Annotated in this window: 13 protein-coding genes; 3 read left to right on the forward strand and 10 right to left on the reverse strand. The window is 64.1% G+C overall.

All coding sequences use genetic code 11. The features are described 5' to 3' along the window. Nucleotides 1-2 precede the first annotated feature (2 nt). A complete protein-coding gene (locus HZB49_RS18565; RefSeq protein ID WP_291613977.1) occupies nt 3-1,043 on the reverse strand; it encodes a branched-chain amino acid ABC transporter permease in 1,041 nt (346 codons plus the stop codon). Nucleotides 1,044-1,228: 185 nt separating this feature from the next. Here HZB49_RS18565 and HZB49_RS18570 point away from each other — a divergent pair, with 185 nt between their 5' ends. After that, nucleotides 1,229-1,750 carry a MarR family transcriptional regulator gene (locus tag HZB49_RS18570; protein ID WP_291613978.1) on the forward strand — a complete coding sequence of 174 codons (522 nt, stop codon included), beginning with the start codon at nt 1,229-1,231 and terminating at the stop codon, nt 1,748-1,750. Between the two features lie 149 nt (nt 1,751-1,899). Here HZB49_RS18570 and HZB49_RS18575 read toward each other — a convergent pair whose 3' ends face one another. From HZB49_RS18575 to HZB49_RS18615, 9 genes are all read right to left on the reverse strand, one after another. Next, nucleotides 1,900-4,050, reverse strand: a complete 2,151-nt coding sequence (locus HZB49_RS18575; protein WP_291613979.1) for an EAL domain-containing protein — start codon at nt 4,048-4,050, stop codon at nt 1,900-1,902. 312 nt (nt 4,051-4,362) lie between these two features. Then, a complete protein-coding gene (locus HZB49_RS18580; protein ID WP_291613980.1) occupies nt 4,363-5,646 on the reverse strand; it encodes a glycerate kinase in 1,284 nt (427 codons plus the stop codon). A gap of 154 nt (nt 5,647-5,800) precedes the next feature. Next, nucleotides 5,801-7,024 (reverse strand): ABC transporter substrate-binding protein, encoded by a 1,224-nt coding sequence (locus HZB49_RS18585; RefSeq protein WP_291613981.1) that lies wholly within the window; start codon nt 7,022-7,024, stop codon nt 5,801-5,803. A gap of 157 nt (nt 7,025-7,181) precedes the next feature. After that, the gene (locus HZB49_RS18590; protein WP_291613984.1) at nt 7,182-8,411 is read right to left on the reverse strand and encodes an ABC transporter substrate-binding protein; all 1,230 of its coding nucleotides are present in this window, start codon (nt 8,409-8,411) and stop codon (nt 7,182-7,184) included. Between the two features lie 215 nt (nt 8,412-8,626). Further along, nucleotides 8,627-9,643, reverse strand: a complete 1,017-nt coding sequence (locus HZB49_RS18595; protein WP_291613985.1) for a branched-chain amino acid ABC transporter permease — start codon at nt 9,641-9,643, stop codon at nt 8,627-8,629. Nucleotides 9,644-9,645: 2 nt separating this feature from the next. Then, nucleotides 9,646-10,524 (reverse strand): branched-chain amino acid ABC transporter permease, encoded by an 879-nt coding sequence (locus HZB49_RS18600; RefSeq protein ID WP_291613988.1) that lies wholly within the window; start codon nt 10,522-10,524, stop codon nt 9,646-9,648. Between the two features lie 13 nt (nt 10,525-10,537). Then, nucleotides 10,538-11,251: an ABC transporter ATP-binding protein gene (locus tag HZB49_RS18605; RefSeq protein WP_291613990.1), complete on the reverse strand. Its 714-nt coding sequence runs from the start codon at nt 11,249-11,251 to the stop codon at nt 10,538-10,540. After that, complete coding sequence (locus HZB49_RS18610; RefSeq protein WP_291613992.1) at nt 11,248-12,045, reverse strand: ABC transporter ATP-binding protein; 798 nt, start codon at nt 12,043-12,045, stop codon at nt 11,248-11,250. Before HZB49_RS18610 ends, HZB49_RS18605 begins: the two co-directional genes overlap by 4 nt. A 69-nt stretch (nt 12,046-12,114) precedes the next feature. Next, entirely contained in the window at nt 12,115-12,975 is an 861-nt protein-coding gene (locus HZB49_RS18615) for an IclR family transcriptional regulator (protein WP_291613994.1), read from the reverse strand. Between the two features lie 179 nt (nt 12,976-13,154). Here HZB49_RS18615 and HZB49_RS18620 point away from each other — a divergent pair, with 179 nt between their 5' ends. Together HZB49_RS18620 and pimA are read left to right on the forward strand one after the other, a co-directional pair. After that, nucleotides 13,155-15,251 carry a 3-hydroxyacyl-CoA dehydrogenase NAD-binding domain-containing protein gene (locus HZB49_RS18620; RefSeq protein WP_291613996.1) on the forward strand — a complete coding sequence of 699 codons (2,097 nt, stop codon included), beginning with the start codon at nt 13,155-13,157 and terminating at the stop codon, nt 15,249-15,251. Between the two features lie 136 nt (nt 15,252-15,387). Continuing rightward, nucleotides 15,388-17,067 carry a dicarboxylate--CoA ligase PimA gene (pimA, locus tag HZB49_RS18625; protein ID WP_291613998.1) on the forward strand — a complete coding sequence of 560 codons (1,680 nt, stop codon included), beginning with the start codon at nt 15,388-15,390 and terminating at the stop codon, nt 17,065-17,067. Nucleotides 17,068-17,213: the final 146 nt, after the last annotated feature.

The raw sequence follows: 17,213 nt of genomic DNA on the forward strand, positions 1-17,213 counted from the left end.
CGTCAGTCCTTCTCTTCCTCGACTGCGGGTGCGGCGAGCGAGCGCAGCACCAGCACGGGGATGATCAGGGTGAACACGATGACTTCCTTGAAGTTGGAGGCATAGAATGAAGAGAAGGCCTCGATCGTCCCGACGATCAGCGCGGCGACGGCGGTCAGGGGGTAGCTGACCAGGCCGCCGATGATCGCGGCGATGAAGCCCTTGAGGCCGATCAGGAATCCGGTGTCGTAATAGAGCGTGGTGATCGGCACGATCAGGATGCCGGAGATGGCGCCGATCACGGACGCCAGCAGGAAGGCGATCTGGCCCGACAGCGTGGTGCGGATGCCGACGAGGCGCGCGCCGAGCCGATTGACCGCGGTGGCGCGCAGCGCCTTGCCCATCAGCGTGACGCCGAAGAACAGCCACAGCGCGACAATGAAAGCGATGGTGACGCCATAGACGGCGATGCTCTGGCCGGTGAAGCGCAGGTCGCCGATGGTGAAGGCGGCGGTGGAAAGCGGGGGCCCGCGCAAGCCCTCCGCGCCGAAGAAGACGAGGCCGAGGCCCTGCAGCGCCAGATGGCAGCCGACGGACGCGATCAAGAGCACCAGCACGGACGTATGTGCCAGCGGCTGGAACGCGAGGCGGTAGAGGAAAAGGCCGATCGCCGCCACGATCAGCAGCGCCAGCACGATGTTGACCGCGATCGGCGTCGTGGGGCCGGCGAGCAGCCAGGTAGCCGCGAGGATGACGGCCGGAAAGGCGATGTTGAGCGCGAGGCTGCGGCCGATCTTCTTCAGATGCAGCGCGCGGCGGGAAGCGAACAGATCAAGGACGAAGGCGACGACGCCCATGGCGGCGGCAAGCCACACCGTGCCCGGCACGTGGCCGGCGCACAGCATCGCATAGCTCAGCGCGCCGTAGGTGACGAATTCGCCCTGCGGAATCAGGATGACGCGGGTGACCGCGAACACCAGCACCAGTGCCAGCCCGAGCAGCGCGTAGATCGCGCCATTTGTGATGCCGTCCTGGATCAGGAACAGCATGATCGTCGTATTCAAACCGGACGCTCCCCCTCACGCCTCCGGCGGGGCGCGGCTTGCGCGCCCCGGCCATCCCATTTCGCCGGTTGAAAGTTACCGGTATTTGATATATTGGATAACAATTATCGAATATAACCTCAAGGCCCTAACCGGCCCGAGGGTCCCCTGAGCGCCCTTTTTAGCGGGATTGCGAGCTTCGAGCGATGACTGTTTCCAAGACTGCCGATGTCGATGCCGCCAAGCCGCCCCGTCCGTCCCGCAAGGCGAATGGCGAGGGGGCTGACGAGGCCGCCTCGCTGCAGCTCGGGGAACTCTCTGAATTGCTGGGCTATTCGCTGAAGCGGGCGCAACTCAGGGTCTTCGAGGACTTCCTCAATTGCGTTGCCCCGTTGCAGCTGACGCCGGCGCAGTTTTCCGTGCTCCTGCTGCTCGACCGCAACCCCGGCCGCAACCAGACCGAGATCGCCAACACGCTCGGCATCCTCCGGCCGAATTTCGTGGCCATGCTGGACGGGCTGGAAAGCCGCGACCTTTGCGCGCGGATGCGCTCGACCAACGACCGCCGCTCGCACATCCTGACCCTGACCGACAAGGGCCGCGCGGTGCTCGCCCGTGCCAAGAAGCTGGTCGCCACCAAGCACGAGGCACGGCTCAACGAGGTGCTCGGCCCCGCCAACCGTGCCGCGTTGCTGGACATGCTCGCGAAGATCGCGCGCGAGTTTTGAGATAGCACCTCATCCCGTAGGGTGGGCAAAGGCGCGCACGCGCCGTGCCCACCTTTGTCAAGCCTGCTCGGGATGGTGGGCACGCGGAGCCTGTCATCGGGCGCGCATTCGCGCGACCCGTTGGCTTTGCCTACCCTGCAATTTCTCGCCTACGCAACGGCGGAATTCTTCGCAGCAACCGGCTTCGGAAACCGTGACAGGAACAGCCGTTCGATCTCGGCGACGGGTAGCGGCTTGCTGAACAGAAATCCCTGCATCTCGGTGCAGCCGACGGCGGCGATCTTGTCGAGCTGCTCGGCGGTCTCGACGCCCTCGGCGGTCGCCGCCATGCCCATGCCGTTCGCCAATGCCGCAACCGCGCGCACGATATAGAGCGAGCCGGCATTCTCCGTGATGTCCTTGACGAAGGAGCGGTCGATCTTGATCTTGTCGAACGGGAACGACTGCAGATAGGTCAGCGAGGAATAGCCGGTGCCGAAATCGTCCATGGCGATGCGGATGCCGAGTGCGCGCAGTTGATGTAGCACCGCAAGCGTCGCTTCGCGGTCCTGCAGCAGCACGGTTTCGGTGATCTCGATCTCCAGCCGCGTCGGGTGCAGGCCGCAAGCCGCCAGCGCATTCACGATGACCGGCAGCAGGCTCGAGCCGCGGAACTGGGCGGCCGAGATATTGACCGCCACATTGAGATGCTCCGGCCATCGCGACGCGGCGAAGCAGGCCTCGCGGATCACCCATTCCCCGAGCGGCACGATGAAGCCGATCTCTTCCGCCAGCGGAATGAAGGTCGACGGCGGAATCTGCCCGGCTTCCGGATGGTTCCAGCGGATCAGGGCCTCGAAGCCGCTTATCTCGTTGCTCTCCAGGTTCACCACCGGCTGGTAGTAGAGCTCGAACTCGCCGGCCGGCAGCGCCTTGCGCAGATCCTGCTCCATGATGCGGCGGGCCTGCATCTGCTCGTCCATCGCGGGCTCGAAGAAGCGGAACGTGCCGCGGCCGTCGCCCTTGGCGCGATAGAGCGCAAGATCGGCATTACGCAGCAGCTTGTCGGGTGCATCGCCATCGCCGGGGCTGACCGCGATGCCGATGCTGGTGCCGACGCTCGCCTGCTGGCCGTCGATCTCGTAGGGCTCGCTGATCCAGGCGATGATCTGCTGCGCCAGCATGGTCGCTTCTGCGGGATCGGAGACCGGCGCCTGCACGATGACGAATTCGTCGCCGCCCATCCGCGCGATCGTATCAGTTTCGCGCGCCAGGGCGCGCAGGCGGTCGGCGACGATCCTGAGCAGCTTGTCGCCAGCCGGATGTCCAAACGTGTCGTTGACCGCCTTGAACTGATCGAGGTCGAGGTGATGCACCGCCACCATCTGCCCGCCGTGGAAGCGGGCGAGAGCCTGTTCGAGCCGCTCGTTCAGCAACGCCCGGTTGGCGAGATCGGTCAGCGCATCATGGTGGGCCATGTGCTCGATCTTGACCTCGGCCTGGCGCTGCTCGGTGATGTCTTCGTGAGTCGCAACCCAGCCGAGATCGGGCATCGGGCGGTGCCGGATCTTGAAGGTCTTGCCGTTCTTCAGATCGACGATGCTGTCCTTGGCTTCGTTGGATACCGCAACGTTGGTGCGCCAGAGCAGGTATTCGTCCCGCGACATGGCGGGAAAGCTGCCGGCTTCATAGCGCAGGTCGACGATGTCGGTCAGCGGCGTGCCGGGACCGACCTTGTCGGGCGGAATGTCGTACATTTCGGTGAAACGGTCGTTGCACACGATCAGCCTGTGGTCGGAGTCGAAGAAGCACAGGCCCTGCGACATGTTGTTGATCGCGGTGTCGAACTGGACATTGCGTATCCGTAACGCCTCTTCCTGCTCCCTGCCCAGCTCGTACTGCCGCTTCAGGCGTGCGTGGAGCTCCTCGCGCTCGGTGATGTCTTCATGGGTGGCGATGCCGCCGCCGTCGGGCAGTGGGCGGACCGCGTAGGCGATGATCCTTCCGTCGGTGAATTCCTGGACCGTGGTGTCGAGCGCGATGTCGCGGCCGACGCGCTCGCGGATGTATTGCTCGGGCGCCATCCGCACCTTGAGGCCGAGATTCAAGCGGTGCTGGATCAGCGCGCTGGTCGGCGTGCCCGGCTTCACCTGCTCGGGCGTCAGCCCGTACATCTCGACATAGCGGCGGTTGCAGAAAATGACCCTGCGGTCCCGGTCGAAGATGACAATGCCGAGCGACAGATTGTGCAGCGCTTCTTCGAGCCGCATCTGCAGATTCCCGGGCTCCGGGACCATGGCGGGCTGGTCACGATCGGTCATATGGCGTTTCCCCGTCGCCATTCGCGGCGTTCCTGCTTTCAGGAGGCCGCCATTACAGACCGAAGCGGGTGAACTGCATCCTTGTACCGCGTCAAATCCGGGCAAAATCCTGCGAACGGGGTGAACGAAGCGTTAATGCGGCGGTTGGGTGATAGCCGGGACGTGGCATGGAATGAATTCCTGACGAAGCCGGGCGTGATTGAAGTCCTCATCCTGAGGAGCGCGCAACGCGCGCGTCTCGAAGGGTGAAGGCCCGACTGTGGCCTCATGGTTCGAGACGCGCGAAGACGCGCTCCTCACCATGAGGGTTTGCTAATCCACCAGGATCACCCGGACGTCGTTGACATTGGTCAGCGTCGGTCCGGTGAGCAGCAGATCGCCGGTCTGCACGAAGAATCCGGTCGCATCGTTGTTGGCGAGATAGGCCTGGGCGTCGAGGCCGAGCGATTTCATTTTCGAGAAAGTCGCGGCATCGATGACGGCGCCGGCCGGATCGGTGGCGCTGCCGGCGCCGCCATCGGCGCCGTCGGTGTCGGCCGCGAGCGCGGCGATATCGGGCGTGTCCTTCAACAGCCCCGCCAGCGCCAGCGCGTATTCCTGGTTGGGGCCGCCGCGGCCGTTGCCGCGCACGGTGACAGTCAGTTCTCCGCCGGACAGGATGGCGATGCGCCTGCCTTCGGCGCGTGCCTTCAGCGCCATCCGCGCATGCTCGGCGGCGACCTCGCGGGCCTCGCCTTCGAGGTCGGCGCCGAGTGCGATGGTCTCGTACCCGGCATCCCTTGCAACCCGGACCGCGGCCTCGTGCGAAGCCTTCGGCTTCGCGATCAGCTCGAACCTTGCGCGGGCAAAGGCGGCATCGCCGGGCTTGCAGCTTTCGTTGCTGGGATCGTCGAGCGCGCGGCGCACCGCCTCGTCGATGGCGAGATTGTATTTCGCGACAATGGCGCGTGCGTCGGCCAGCGTGGACGGGTCGGGCACGGTGGGGCCGGAGGCGATCGCGGAGGGGTCGTCATGCGGCACGTCCGAGACCGCGAGCGTCACGATCCCGGCGGCACGCTGGCCGGCGCGCGCCAGCCGGCCGCCCTTGATGCGCGAGAGATGTTTGCGCACCACGTTCATCTCGCCGATCGGCGCGCCGGAGCGCAGCAGCGCGCGGTTGACCTGCTGCTTCTGCGCGAACGACACGCCCTCGACCGGCGCGATCCAGTTGGCGGAGCCGCCGCCGGTGAGCAGCACCAGCAGCAGATCGTCGGCGGTGGCTTCCGCCGCCAGCCGCAGCGTGTCGTCGGCCGCCTTCAGCCCGGCCTCGTCGGGGACGGGATGGCCGGCCTCGATCACCTTGATCCGCCGCGTCGGCACGCCGTGGCCGTGGCGGGTGGTGGCAAGTCCGGTCAATCGCTGCGGCTCGAGCTTCAACGTGTCGAGGTAGTACCGCTCGGCGCTCGCGGCCATCGCGGCGGCGCCCTTGCCGGCGGCAAGGCAGATCACGCGGCCTTTCGGCGGAGGCGGCAGATGCCGGCCGAGCACCGTTGCGGGATGCGCCGCAGCAACCGCCGCATCGAAAATCGCGCGCAGGAGAGGGCGTCGGTCGGTCATCGCATTCACGGTCCAGGATGTGAGCAGAGGCCGTTATGCGATTTCTCCGCGCAAAAGAAAACCCCCGCGAGCGCGGCTCGCGGGGGTCTTGTGCGTTGCTTATCGGCCGATAGGAATCGGCGATCAGAGAGCGTTTTCGAGCGAAGAGAAGAGCCTAACCGCCGACGTCGCCGCTCAGGACTTCACCAAAGCGCTCCCAGGTCTCGCCCTTGAACTTCATCAGCTGCAGCTGCGAGATCGGGGCGAAGTCGGTCGCCGAGGTGTTGACCTTGACGCCCGGCAGCAGACCACCGAGCTCGAGATCCTTGATGCTCGCCGCCTGCTTCATCACATTCTCGCGGGTGAGGTTGTCGCCGCACTGCTTGAGCACCTGCACGAGACCCTGAGCCACGGTGTAACCGTACATGACCGAGGCGTCGGCGCGGTTGGCTTCAGGATAGTACTTGTCGAGGAACTCGTTCCAGGCCTTCATGCCGGCGTCGCTCTTCCACTGCGCGTCGGTCGGATCCTTCAGATAATTCGAGGAGATGATGTCCTGGCCGTTCTCGAAGCCGGCGGGCTTCATCACGCTGCCGACCGAGGCCGACACGTTGTTGAGGAAATGCACCGGCTTCCAGCCGATCTCGGCGTTCTTCTTGATCGCCTGCGCCGCGAATTTCGGCGTGGTGATGTTGACGAACACGTCGGCGCCGGAGGCCTTCAGCTTGACGATGTGGCTGTCGATGGTCGGCGCTGAAACTTCATAGCTCTCCTCGAGCACGATCATCGAGGTCTTGGCGCCCAGCCCGTCCTTGAGGCCCTTCAGATAGTCCTTGCCGTAGTCGTCGTTCTGGTAGAGCACGCCGATCTTGGCGTTCGGGAAGTTCTTCAGGATGTACTTGGCGTAGATCTGGGTCTCGCTCTGGTAGTTGGGCTGCCAGCCCATGGTCCAGGGGAAGTTCTTCGGATCGTTCCACTTGGTGGCGCCGGTGGCGACGAACAGCTGCGGCACCTTCTTGGAGTTCAGGTACTTCTGGATCGCCGTGTTCGGCGGCGTGCCGAGCGGGTTGAAAACCACCAGCACTTCGTCGCTCTCGACCAGCTTGCGCGCCTGCTCAACCGTCTTGGGCGGCGAATAGCCGTCGTCGTAGGAGACGAAGTTGATCTTGCGGCCGTTGATGCCGCCCTCGGCGTTAATCTTCTTGAAGTAGGCCTCTTCGGTCTTGCCGATCACGCCATAGGCGGACGCCGGACCGGAATAGGGCATGATGTTGCCGATCTTGATCTCGGTATCGGTTGCACCGGTATCGTATTTCTTTTGCGCCAGTGCGCCGCTCGAGGAAGCGGCGATCACGGCGAGTGCGGTCGAAAGCACCGCGAGTTTGGTAGTGGCGGACATTAACGTCTCTCTCCCGTTGAGTTCCAGTTGCGAGTTGCCCGGCCCGTTGGACCTGTTTTTGGCGCGCCGTAGGTAGCATTTCAGCCGTCCAATCACAACAAAAAGCCCCCCGCGCCTTGGCGCGAGGGGCTGCGTCCTTGGGCAGCAGGGCCGGTTGTTAACCGCCGACGTCGCCGCTCAGGATCTCACCAAACAGTTCCCAGGTCTCGCCCTTGAAGCGCTGGAGTTGCAGCTGGGAGATCGGGGCGAAGTCGGTCGGCGAGGTGTTGGCCTTGACGCCCGGCAGGACGCCGCCGGGTACGAAGTCCTTGAGGTTCGCCGCCTGCTTCATCACGTTCTCGCGGGTCAGGTCGTCGCCGCATTGCTTGAGGATCTGCACGAGTGCCTGGGCCACGTTGTAGCCGTAGACTACCGCGCCGTCGGCACGGTTGGCTTCCGGATAGTACTTGTCCAGGAACTCGTTCCAGGCCTTCATGCCCGGATCGTCCTTCCATTGCGTGTCGGTCGGATCCTTCATGTATTGCGAGGAGATGATGCCTTGCGAATTCTCCAACCCGGCGGGCTTCATCACGGTGCCGACCGAGGCCGACACGTTGTTGAGGATGTGCAGCGGCTTCCAGCCGACCTCGGCCATCTTCTTGATCGCCTGCGCCGCGAACTTCGGCGTGGTGACGTTGAAGAACACGTCGGCATCGGTCGCCTTCATCTTGACGATGCTGGAATCGATGGTGGGCTGCGACACCTCGTAGCTTTCCTCCATCACGATCATCGAGGCGGCCTTGGCGCCGAGGCCGTCCTTCAGGCCCTTGACGTAGTCCTTGCCGTAATCGTCGTTCTGGTAAAGGATCGCGATCTTGGCGTTCGGCTTCTCCTTCATGATGTACTTGGCGTAGATCTGCGATTCGCTCTGGTAGTTGGGCTGCCAGCCCATGGTCCACGGGAAGTTCTTCGGGTCGTTCCACTTGGTGGCGCCGGTGGCGACGAGCAGCTGCGGCACCTTCTTCTGGTTCATATATTTCTGGATCGCCGTGTTCGGCGGCGTGCCGAGCGGGTTGAAGATCAAAAGAACCTCGTCGCTCTCGACCAGCTTGCGCGCCTGCTCGACCGTCTTCGGCGGCGAGTAGCCGTCGTCATAGCTGATGAAGTTGATCTTGCGGCCGTTGATGCCGCCCTCGGCGTTGATCTTCTTGAAGTAGGCTTCCTCGGTCTTGCCGATCACGCCATAGGCGGATGCCGGGCCCGAATACGGCATGATGTTGCCGATCTTGATTTCGGTGTCGGAGGCGCCGGTGTCGTATTTCTTCTGTGCGAAAGAGGGGCTGCTCGTGGCGGCAAGCAATGCGAGGGCAGCCGCAACGGCTCCCAGTCGCAATTGATTGATGGGCATTCTGGTCTCCCTGGATCCGGTTTGTTGTGTCTTGTTGTTGGTGACGGGCGCTTCGCGGCCCTTGGCCTTCATTCAATACCTTCTGCCGTCCGCCAGCAACAAAAAGCCCCCGGCGACGGGGTCGCAGGGGGCCTGTTCTTTGGTCAAACCGCCCCGCGGTTGACCGTGCGGCGGAATATTAACGATCGAGCCCGCGACCGACGGGCTTGCCGGTGTCACTTCCTGAGTTTGCCCATCAGCAGTTGGGCAGCGATCGCCACCTGCCTCGCGCCATGCGGCACCAGGAAGATCACGATGAACAGCAGGACGCCGAACACGGCGCCGGAAAGGCCCTTGGAGATGCTCTCGGCGATATTGGGCACGAAGATGATGAAGGCGGCACCGACGAACGATCCCGGCAGCCAGCCGACACCGCCGACCACCATGCCGAGGAACAGCGAGATGGCGAGGTTGATCGTGTAGCTGTCGGGCGCCACGAACGCCACGACGATGGCACTGAGACCGCCGGCGATGCCGGTAATGCCGGCGGACACGCCGAACGCCAGCGTCTTGTATTTCGCGACGTCGACACCCATGGCCGAGGCCGCGATCTCGTTGTCGCGGATCGACATGAAGGCGCGGCCCGAGCGCGAGCGCAGCAGGTTGATCGAGCCGATATAGATCGCCACCGTGATCGCCAGCGTGAAGTAATACAGCCATTTGTCCTGGCTGAGCGGCAGGCCGAACGGCGCATCGGGCTTCATGACGACGAGGCCCTGCACACCGCCGGTCCATGACTCGAAGAAATGCAGCTTCAGGAACTGCGGCATGGCGACCGCCAGCGCGAAAGTGGCCAGCGCCAGGTAGATGCCGGAAAGCCGCAGCGCCGGCTTGCCGAACAGGTAGCCGGCACCGAACGAGACCAGCCCCGCGATCGGCAGCGTCAGCGCGTAGTTCACATTGGCGTTTTCCATCAGGACCGCCGACGTGTAGGCGCCGAGCGCGTAGAACGCGCTCTGGCCGAGCGAGAACTGGCCCGACCCACCGGTCAGGATGTTGAGCGCCAGCACCGCGATCCCGTAGATCATCACCATCGTCATCTGGAAGGCGATGAAGTTCTTCACGAAAAGCGGGGCGATGAGCAGCGCTGCCAGGATCGCCAGCGAGGTGCCGGTGCCCAGCGTCATGGCGCGCTTCGGAACGGCCTCGACGGCCGGGGCTTCTGTGACGGCGTCTTCTGCAGCTGCGCTCATGATCAGACTCGCTTGACGATGGCTCGGCCGAACAGACCGGCAGGTTTGAAGACCAGGACGATAATGATCAGCGCAAGCGCGATCGGCAGTTTCAGTTCATTGCCGACGGCGGGGATGTAGGTGCCGGCGAGATTCTCGAAGACGCCCATCAGGAAGCCGCCGACGACGGCGCCAAGCGGCGAGGTGAGGCCGCCGAGCACGGCGGCAGCGAAGCCGTAGACCAGCACGCCGCCCATCATGTTCGGTTCGAGGAACACGACCGGTGCGATCAGGATGCCGGCGACCGCGCCGATCGCGGACGCCATGCCCCAGCCGAGCGCGATCATCCAGCTGGTGTTGATGCCGACGAGCCGTGCCGATTCCGGCAGCGCGGCGGCGGCGCGCATCGCAAGGCCGATCCGGGTGAACTGGAAGAACAGGTAAAGCCCGACCAGCATCAGCAGGGTGACGCCGATCATGCCGGCCTGATGGGTCGAGATCAGCTGGCTGCCGAGGAACGGCGAGGAGCCGAACGGCGTCGGATATTGCTTGATGGTGAAGTCCCAGATCAGGCCGGCGACCGAGTTGACGATGGCAAACAGCGCGATGAAGCCGGCGACGTTGGTCAGCACCGGCGCTTTCGCCAGCGGCTTGAACAGCAGCCGCTCGATCAGGATGCCGCCGGCGAACGAGATCGCAATCGTGAGCAGGAACGCCCACCAGTAGGGCACGCCCCACTGCATCAATTGCCAGGAGATGAAGGTCGAGAACATCGCCATCTCGCCCTGGGCGAAGTTCAGATGGTCGATCGCCTGGTAGATCATGACCACCGCGAGCGCCATGCAGGCATAGATCGCACCGGTCGAGATGCCGGCCAGGATCTGGTTGACAAAGAGTTCCATTTGCCCCGGCTCCTCAGTAGCCCAGATAGGATTTGCGGACGTCTTCGTTGTTGGCGATGTCCTTGGCGTTACCCGACATCACGATGCGTCCGGTTTCGATGACATAGGCCTGGTCGGCAAGCTCGAGCGCGAGCTGGGCGTTCTGCTCCACCACCAGGATGGTGACCTTTTCCTCGCGGTTGATCTTGCCGAGGATCTTGAAGAGGTCGCGCACCACCAGCGGAGCAAGTCCGAACGACGGCTCGTCCAGCAGCATCAGGCGCGGACGCAGCATCAGGGCGCGCGCGACCGCGAGCATCTGCTGCTCGCCGCCCGACAGCGTGCCGGCCTGCTGGGTGTAGCGTTCCTTCAGCACCGGGAAGTGCTCGTACATGCGCTCGATGTCGGAAACGATGCCGGCCTTGTCCGTGCGCGAGATCGCGCCCAGCTGCAAGTTCTCCTCCACCGTCATGGTGGTAAAGGTGCCGCGGCCTTGCGGCACGTGCGCGATGCCGAGCCGCACGATGTTCTCGGTGGACTTGCTGGACAGCGGCGCGCCCTCGAACTCGATCGCGCCGGTCGATCGCACCATGTTGCAGATTGCCCGCAGCGTGGTGGTCTTGCCGGCGCCGTTGGCACCGAGCAGCGTAGTCAGCGAACCCTCGTTGAGCGAGAAGGACAGCCCGTGCAGGGCCTGGACCTGGCCGTAATAGGCGCGCAGATCCTTGACGTTGAGCATCGCGGTCATTGGTCCTTGCTCCCGAGATAGGCCTTGATGACGTCCGGGTTGGCCTGGACCTGGGCCGGTGTTCCCTCGGCCAGCTTGCGGCCGAAGTTCAGCGCCACGACATGGTCGGCGATCGACATCACGAGGCCCATGTGGTGTTCGACGAGCAGCACGGTCATGTGGCGCTCGTCGCGGATACGGCGGATCAGATCGCCGAGCACGTGGACTTCCTCGTGGTTGAGGCCGCCGGCGGGCTCGTCGAGCAGCAGGATCTTCGGATCGGCCGCCAGCGCGCGCGCCAGCTCGACGCGCTTCTGGGTGCCGAAGGGCAGGCCCGAGACCACCGTATGGGCGACGTTCCCGAGTTCGAGATAGGCGAGGATCTCCTCGACCTTCCTGTTGATCTCGGCTTCGCCGCGCCGGACCCAGGCGAGCTTGATGGAGTCGCTGATGATGTCGCTGGAGGTGCGCGCGTGGCAGCCGATGCGGACATTGTCCATCACCGAGAGATTGGGAAACAGCGCCACGTTCTGGAACGTGCGGCCGATGCCGATCTCGGCGATCTTGTGCGCCGGCCGCGTCAGGATGCTGGCGCCTTCCATCAGGATGTCGCCGGAGGACGGCTGATAGAGGCGGCTGAGGCAGTTGAACAGCGTCGTCTTGCCGGCGCCGTTCGGCCCGATCAATCCGAGGATCTGGCCCTTGTGCATGTCGAAGGTGACGCCATTCAAGGCGATGATGCCGCCGAACACGACGCTGACGTCGCGAACCGCAAGCAGGGGAGCATTGCCCTGCGCGAGCTGTGTCTGCGTCATATCGTTGCGCCCGTCATCGTCGGGCTGACGCGACCTCGCGAATTCATCCGCCGTTCGCTCGCGCGACGGCTATCTGATCCCCTCGACAACACGCGTTCTCCCTCCTCGTCCTCTCTTGCTTTCTTCTTTTTTTGCAGGCGCAACGATGCCGCCCAGCGCCGTTTCGATGTTCCTTACCATCGCGACCATACGAGGTCCAATGTCGTTGATCAGGCGATCTTCCGCGAAACGGAATGCCGGCGCGCCGCAATTGAAGGCATAGGGTCCGGTTCCATCGTTCAGCTTCAAGGCGACACCGACTGCGTGCACATCGTCCTGCCATTCGCCTGCAGAAATAGCGAAGCCATGGCGCGCCACCATCTCGCCCGATCGCTCGATGCCGTCGCGTATTTTCGGCCAGCGGCTGCCGTAGTGCTCGCGCAGCTCGCGCAACAGGGCGGCGCGGTCGTCCGGCGGCAGCGCCCATATATACGCACGACCCATGGCCGTGGTTGCAATCGGTATCCGCGAACCGACGTCGAGCTGGACGCCGAGCGTCAGGCCGTTACGGCTCTGCCCGAAATAGATCATGCTGAGGCGGTCGCGGGCGCCGACGGCAACCGCGCCACCGGTCTCGCGCATGACTTCCTCGCGGAAGGCTTCGGACAGATGCCGGACCCCCAAATTCGCCAGGGCGGCATACCCGAGCGCCATGGCTGAGGGCGCGAGCTGATACTTTTCGAAGCGGGGGACGGGTGTAAGATAACCGAGCTTTGTCAGAGTGTAGGTAAGCCGTGAAACGGTCGGCTTTGGCAATTTGGTACGGGCGGCAAGCTCTTGATTGCCCAGAAGCCCGTCATTGGGATGAAATGCGCGCAACACATCGAGGCCGCGGGAAAGCGCGACGACGAAGCTGCGATCAGTCGCCACCTTCTTGGCTGGACGTTTCATTCCCTGCTTGGTTTTCTGTCTCGTTGACAACGGACGTGCTTCAAAATAACCCTCCGTGTCAAGATGTGGAATTTAATTTCGCAGTGCGAAACTAACTTCCGGCGTAGCTGCTGAACGCAAATTCGTGCAGCTACTCGACGCAAGTGAAGCAACCAAGAACAAGATTCAGGGAGAGTCTCGTGAACGCAGTGGTCAAGCTCGAACGTCATGACGCCATCGGCATCGTCACGGTGGACAGCCCTCCCGTGAATGCGTTGAGCGCAGCCGTGCGCGGCGGTATTTTCGATTGCATGAAAGAGGCGATCGCCGATCCCTCGATCAAGGCCATCGTGCTGACCTGCGGCGGCCGCACCTTCATTGCCGGCGCCGACATCACCGAGTTCGGTAAGCCGCCGAAGCCGCCCGGCCTGCACGAGGTGCTGGTGGCGATGGAGAATTCGCCGAAGCCGATCGTGGCCGCCATTCACGGCACCGCGCTCGGCGGCGGCCTCGAGGTCGCGCTGGCATGCCACTATCGCGTGGCGGTCAAGGAAGCCAAGCTCGGCCTGCCCGAAGTGAAGCTCGGCCTTCTGCCCGGCGCCGGCGGCACGCAGCGCCTGCCGCGCGCCGTGGGCCCGGAACTCGCCGTGAAGATGATCGTCAGCGGCGATCCGGTCGGGGCGGCCGAAGCGCTCAAGAGCGGCCTGATCGAGGAGATCGTGGAAGGCCCGGCCTCGGGCGGAGAAGCCTTTGCCCGCAAGCTGATCGCCGAGAAGCGCCCGCTGCGCAAGCTGCGCGATGACGACAGCAAGCTTGCCGCGGCCAAGGCCGACATTTCGATCTTCACCAACGCGGTCGCAGCCCTGACCAAGAAGGCGAGGGGCCTGGAAGCGCCGTTCGCCGCGGCCGACGCCGTGCGCGCGGCCATCGAGCTGCCGTTCGACGAAGGTCTCAAGAAGGAGCGCGAAGGTTTCCTGAAGCTCCTCACCAGCGATCAGTCCAAGGCGCAGCGTTACGCCTTCTTCGCCGAGCGCGAGGCCTCGAAGATCGCCGGCGTCCCTGATGGAACCAAGCCGCGCAAGGTCGATCGCGTCGCCATCATCGGCGCCGGCACCATGGGCGGCGGCATCGCGATGTCCTTTGCCAATGCCGGTATCCCGGTCACCCTGATCGAGACCGGCGAGGAAGCGCTCAAGCGCGGCATGGGCGTGATGCAGAAGAACTGGGAAGCGACTGCCGCCCGCGGCGGCATCCCGGCCGATGCGCCGGCCAAGCGCATGGCGCTGATCGACGGCAAGGTCGGCCTCGAAAACGTCAAGGACGCTGACCTGGTGATCGAAGCCGTGTTCGAGACCATGGCGGTGAAGAAGGAAGTGTTTGGTGCGCTCGACCAGCATGCCAAGCCGGGCGCCGTGCTCGCTTCCAACACCTCGTATCTCAACATCGACGAGATCGCGAAGGTGACGAAGCGGCCGCAGGATGTGCTGGGCATGCACTTCTTCTCGCCCGCCAACGTCATGAAGCTGTGCGAGATCGTCCGCACCGACAAGACCGCGCCGGATGCGCTGACCACGGCGGTTTCGATCGCGCGCAAGATTGCAAAGGTGCCGGCCGTGGTCGGCGTCTGCGACGGCTTTGTCGGCAACCGCATGCTGGCCCAGCGCGGCAAGCAGTCGGAGAAGCTGCTGTTCGAAGGCGCGCTGCCGCAGCAGGTCGACGCCGTCGTCACCAAGTTTGGCATGCCGATGGGACCGTTCGCGATGAGCGATCTCGCCGGCCTCGACATCGGCTGGCGCTCGCGCAAGGACCGCGGCATCAAGTCGGAGATCGCGGATGCGCTCTGCGAAGCCGGCCGCTTCGGCCAGAAGACCGGCAAGGGCTACTACAAGTATGAAGGCGGCTCGCGCTCGCCGCTGCCCGACCCCGATGTCGAGAAGCTGATCGAGGAGACCCTGCAGAAGCTCGGCAAGAAGCGTCGCGCCGTCAGCGACGACGAGATCCTCGAGCGCATGATGTACCCGATGATCAACGAGGGCGCGAAGATCCTCGAGGAGGGCATCGCGGCACGTCCGAGCGACATCGACGTGATCTGGCTCTACGGCTATGGCTGGCCGATCTACCGCGGTGGCCCGATGTTCTGGGCCGACACGGTGGGCCTCAAGCACATCGCCGATCGTCTCTCCTATTACGCCAGGGAGACCAACGATCCGAGCCTCGAGCCCGCGCCGCTGCTCAAGCGCCTCGCCGCCTCGGGCGGGACCTTCGCCTCGCTCGCCGCACCCTCGAAGGCGGCTTGATGGGTTATCAAGTGTCATTCCGGGATGCGCCGAAAGGCGCAGGCCCGGAATCCATACTCCCGATGGTGGTTATGGATTCCGGGCTCTCGCTTCGCTCGCCCCGGAATGACGAATTCAATTTGGTGCGCTGAAACCGATGCCCCATCCCGGCGAACAATTTTATCCGCAAGGCGTCCGCTGGGACGACACGATCGAGCGCTTCACGGTGCCCGACCTGCTGTCGAAAGCCGCCGCTGAATACGGCGCGCGCCCGGCGATCGAATTCCGCGACCGGCCGATCAGCTATGCCGAACTGGAAGACAAGGTGGAGATCGCTGCCAGCGCCTTCTTGCGCGCCGGCTATGGCCGCGACAAGTCCGTTGCCCTCTTTCTCGGCAACACGCCGGATCATCCCGTCAATTTCTTCGGCGCGCTGAAGGCGGGAGCACGCATCGTGCATTTGTCGCCGCTCGACGGCGAGATCGCGCTGTCGCACAAGCTCTCCGACTCCGGCGCGCGCGTTCTGATCACCATCAATCTCTCGGCGCTGCTGCCGACGGCGCTGAAATTTCTCGACAAGGGCCTGCTCGACAAATTGATTGTTTGCGAGGACGACGATTGGGGCAAGGTCGGCACGCCGCAGACGGCGCTGCCGCAAAATCCCGCGATCGTCACCTACAAGCAGTTCGTCGACGGCGTGACGAAACCTTCCGCCTGGCCGCAGATCGGCGTCGATGACGTCGCGCTGCTGCAATATACCGGCGGCACCACGGGCTTGCCGAAGGGCGCCATGCTCAGCCATGGCAATCTCACCGCGGCGGTATCGATCTACGATGTCTGGGGCAGGCCGGAGCGGCTCAAGCGCAACGCCGTCGAGCGCGTGATCTGCGTGCTGCCGCTATTCCATATCTTCGCGCTCACCGTGGTGCTCCTGTCCTCGCTCCGCCGCGGCAATCTGATCTCGCTGCACCAGCGCTTCGACGTCGAAGCCGTGATGCGCGACATCGAGGTCAAGCGCGCTACCATCTTTCCGGGCGTGCCGACGATGTGGATCGCCATCGCAGCACTTCCCGATCTCGACAAGCGCGATTTCTCCTCGCTGGTCGTCGCCGGCTCCGGCGGCGCGCCGCTGCCGGTGGAAGTCGCCGGCATTTTCGAGCGCAAGGTCGGCATGAAGCTGAAGAGCGGCTGGGGCATGACCGAAACCTGCTCGCCCGGCACCGGCCATCCCAAGGAAGGCCCGGAAAAGCCCGGCTCGATCGGGCTGATGCTGCCCGGCATCGAGCTCGACGTGGTCTCGCTCGACGATCCGAAGAAGGTGCTGCCGACAGGTGAGGTCGGCGAGATCCGCATCAGGGGGCCGAACGTCACCAGGGGCTACTGGAACAAGCCGAAGGAGAGCGCGGAATCCTTCGTCGGCGACCGCTTCCTCACCGGCGACATCGGCTACATGGATGCCGACGGCTACTTCTACCTGGTCGACCGCAAGAAGGACATGATCATCTCCGGCGGCTTCAACGTCTATCCGCAGATGATCGAGCAGGCGATCTACACGCACCCGTCCGTGCAGGAAGTGATCGTGATCGGCATTCCCGACGACTATCGCGGCGAGGCGGCGAAGGCCTTCATCACGCTGCGCGCGAATGCGACGCCGTTCAGCGTCGAGGAGCTGCGCGCCTTTCTCACCGGCAAGCTCGGCAAGCATGAACTGCCGGCAGCCGTCGAGTTCGTCAGGGAATTGCCGCGCACGCCGGTCGGCAAGCTGTCGCGGCACGAGTTGCGCAAGGCCCAGCCGGCGACTGTGAAGCAGCAACAAGTCGTATCAGGAGGACGTTGATGCAGTCGCTCCGCAAACTCCGCGTCGTCCCGGCGAAAGCCGGGACCCATACGCCGCGGCCACGCTTGGGGCACTCGGGGAGACGGTTTTCGCAATAACTGAGTTCGGTGGTTATGGGTCCCCGCTTTCGCCGGGACGACAATTCA

Source organism: Bradyrhizobium sp., from assembly GCF_016219575.1.
In the GTDB taxonomy this organism is placed as follows: Bacteria; Pseudomonadota; Alphaproteobacteria; order Rhizobiales; family Xanthobacteraceae; genus Bradyrhizobium.